The organism is Mesorhizobium sp. M2A.F.Ca.ET.067.02.1.1, from assembly GCF_004023285.1.
Lineage (GTDB): Bacteria > Pseudomonadota > Alphaproteobacteria > Rhizobiales > Rhizobiaceae > Mesorhizobium.
Window position 1 is genome coordinate 1 of sequence record NZ_RZSB01000716.1, and the last position, 3,135, is coordinate 3,135.

Consider the following 3,135-nt stretch of genomic DNA (forward strand, 5'->3'; position numbering starts at 1 on the left):
ATAGTGAATAGTGAATAGATCCCTACTCGCTACTCGCTAGTTTCTTCACCATTCACCATTCACCGCCATTTCGCTTCCCGCGGAAAAAGTCCTTGAGGATGAGCGCGGCTTCGCTCTCGCCGATCCCCGGATAGATGTCCGGCGCGTGGTGGCAGATGGGCGAGGCGAAGAAGCGCGTGCCGTTGACCACCGCGCCGCCTTTCTCGTCGGCGGCGCCGAAATAGAGCCGCCGCAGCCTGGCGAAGGAGATGGCGCCGGCGCACATCGCGCAGGGCTCCAGCGTCACATAAAGGTCGTGGCCAGTGAGACGCTCGCTGGCGAGCTTCCGGCAGGCCTCGCGGATCGCCAGCATCTCGGCATGCGCCGTCGGATCGGCAAGCTCGCGGGTACGGTTGCCGGCTTTCGCGATCACCGTGTTGCCGCTGACGACCACCGCGCCGACCGGCACTTCGCCGCGGCCGGCGGCCGCTTCGGCCTCTTCAAGCGCCAAGGCCATGAAATCCGGTCGTTTCAAGCGGTTTCCATCCCGATTACTCCTCGCCACCCGAGAGTGATCCTGTTATCTAGCGCGAGACCCTGAAAACCGGAATCGGTTTTTGCCGCGCCGCTGGATGCGCAAAATCAAGATGACACTGCCTGCGTTGGGCGTCCGAAAGGGCGTGCGGCGCTGTAGCAGGCAAAGACGAGCAAAGTAATGGACGACGATAAGAAATCTCCACGCGGGCCGCGCAAGGGCGGCTCGAAACCGGCAGGTCCGCGCGGCGGCAAGCCGGCCCACGGCGCCAAGAAGCCGTTCCCAAAACGGGAGCGGCCGATCGCTGCCGAAGGCGAGCGCAACCTCAAGCGCTACCAGCCGCGTGAGACCGGGCCGCGTGAAGCAGGCGCGGAGCGTGGCGACCGGTCGTTCCGCAAAGGTCCGCCGCGCGACGGAAAGCCCTTCGAGAAGCGCGAAGGCCGCAAGCCCTTTGCGCCACGCGGTGACCGGCCGATGGCCGAAGGCGAGCGCCCGGCCCGCGATTTCAAGCGCGGCTACAAGCCGCGTGAAATGGGTGAAGGCGCGGAGCGCGGCGACCGGCCGTTCCGCAAAGGCCCGCCGCGCGACGGCAAGCCCTTCGAGAAGCGCGAAGGCCGCAAGCCCTTTGTGCCACGCGGTGACCGCCCGGTGGCCGCTGAAGGCGAGCGTGGCGAACGCCGTTTCGACCGTCCCAAGCGCGACTTCGGCGATCGCCCGGCACGCGACTTTGCCGACCGGCCGAAGCGCGATTTCAGCGATCGTCCGCGCGGCGCGGGAAAGCCCGAGGGCGGCTTCAAGCCGCGCCCGCGTCCTTCGGAAGCCGCGCCGGAGGCCGGCGAGCGCATCGCCAAGCGGCTGGCGCGTGCCGGCATCGCCTCACGCCGCGACGCCGAGGAATTGATCGCGGCCGGCCGCGTCAAGGTCAACGGCAAGGTGTTGGACTCGCCGGCCTTTAACGTCAGCGCCACCGACGTCATTCATCTCGACGGCACCGAGATACCACCGATCGAGCGCACGCGCCTGTTCCTGTTCCACAAGCCGGCGGGTGTCGTCACCACCAACCGCGATCCGGAAGGCCGCAAGACCGTCTTCGACGTGCTGCCGTCCGACCTGCCGCGATTGATGACGATCGGCCGCCTCGACATCAACACCGAAGGCCTGCTGCTGCTTACCAATGACGGCGGGCTGTCGCGCGTGCTCGAGCTGCCGGCCACCGGCTGGCTGCGGCGCTACCGCGCGCGCGTCCATGGCAAGGTCGAGGAGAGCGCGCTCGCCGGCTTGCGTGAGGGCATCGCCGTCGACGGCGTCTTCTACGGTTCGATCGAGGCCTCGCTTGACCGCGAGCAGGGCACCAACGCATGGCTGACGCTCGGCCTGCGCGAAGGCAAGAACCGCGAGGTGAAGAACATTCTCGGCGCGCTTGGCCTCGATGTGACGCGGCTGATCCGCATCTCCTATGGTCCCTTCCAGCTGGAAGACCTGCCCGAGGGCCATGTGCTGGAGATCAAGGGCCGGGTGCTGCGCGAGCAGCTCGGCGAGCGGCTGATCGAGGAAGCCGGCGCCAATTTCGACGCCGAGATCCAAAAGCCTTTCTCCAACAAGCCGGTGCGCGGCGGCGGTCCGCGCCGCGAGGAAGCCGACCGGCCGAAATTCACGCGCGACGGCGACCGCCGGCCGATCGGCGAGGGCGGGCTGATCAAGGCGCGCAAGCGCCGTGAGGACAGCCGCGACGAGGCGCTGAGCAAGCTCTCGACCAAACCGGACAGGGCATTTGGCGAGCGCGGTGCGAAGTCCGATCGCGGCGGCTTCGGCGACAAGCCGCGCGGCGGCTTTGGCGACAAACCGCGCGGCAAGAAATCCGAGCGCGAGCAGCGGCCGATCGAGCCGCCGGGCCAGCGCAAGGCCAATGTCTGGATGGCGCCGGGCGCCCGGCCGATCGGCAAGGGCAGGGCGGAAGCCGACGCCGCCAGGGCCGCCGAGGCGAAGGCGCGCAAGGCGCCGTTCAAACCGGGCGGCAAGGGCAAGCCGGGCGCGAAGCCGTTCGGCAAGCCCCGTGGCGAGCGCCCCGAAGGCGATGGCGGCAACAGGCCGCGTGGTCCGAAGAGGGGCGGCGATGCGGATCGTCGGCGGTGAGTTCCGCGGGCGTCCGCTGGCGACGCCGAAAAGCAATGCCATTCGCCCCACCACCGACCGCACCCGCGAGGCGGTGTTCAACGTCCTGGCGCATCGCTACGCCGACAAGCTCGAGGGCGGCCGTGTGCTCGACCTCTTCGCCGGCACGGGCGCGCTCGGGCTGGAGGCTTTGTCGCGCGGGGCCTCCTACTGCGTCTTCATCGAGGAATCGACCGAGGGGCGCGGCCTGATCCGCGAGAATGTCGAAGCCTACGGGCTCACCGGCCGCACAAAAATCTTCCGCCGCGACGCCACGCATCTCGGCGAAGCCGGCACGATCTCGCCCTTTGGCCTGATCTTCGCCGATCCGCCCTATGGCAAAGGTCTAGGCGAACGCGCGCTACGCTCGGCCAAGGACGGCGGCTGGCTTCTGCCCGGCGCGCTCTGCGTCGTCGAGGAGGCGGCATCGGCGGCCTTCGATCCTGGCGCCGGTTTTTCGGTGATGGACG

3 protein-coding genes are annotated in these 3,135 nt (G+C 68.5%); 2 read left to right on the forward strand and 1 reads right to left on the reverse strand.

Annotation, left to right across the window (positions count from 1 at the left end):
• Positions 1-52: 52 nt before the first annotated feature.
• Positions 53-514, reverse strand: a complete 462-nt coding sequence (locus tag EOA28_RS30565) for a nucleoside deaminase (RefSeq protein ID WP_127251016.1) — start codon at positions 512-514, stop codon at positions 53-55.
• Positions 515-694: 180 nt separating this feature from the next.
• Here EOA28_RS30565 and EOA28_RS30570 point away from each other — a divergent pair, with 180 nt between their 5' ends.
• Entirely contained in the window at positions 695-2,647 is a 1,953-nt protein-coding gene (locus tag EOA28_RS30570; protein WP_127251017.1) for a pseudouridine synthase, read from the forward strand.
• The coding region (gene rsmD / locus EOA28_RS30575; protein WP_128315606.1) for a 16S rRNA (guanine(966)-N(2))-methyltransferase RsmD at positions 2,628-3,135 on the forward strand (508 nt) is incomplete at its 3' end. The genes EOA28_RS30570 and rsmD, both read left to right, overlap by 20 nt.

Coding starts and splice junctions, on each gene's coding strand:
- EOA28_RS30570 (WP_127251017.1), top strand. CDS start 695: ATGGACGACGATAAGAAATCTCCACGCGGGCCGCGCAAGGGCGGCTCG.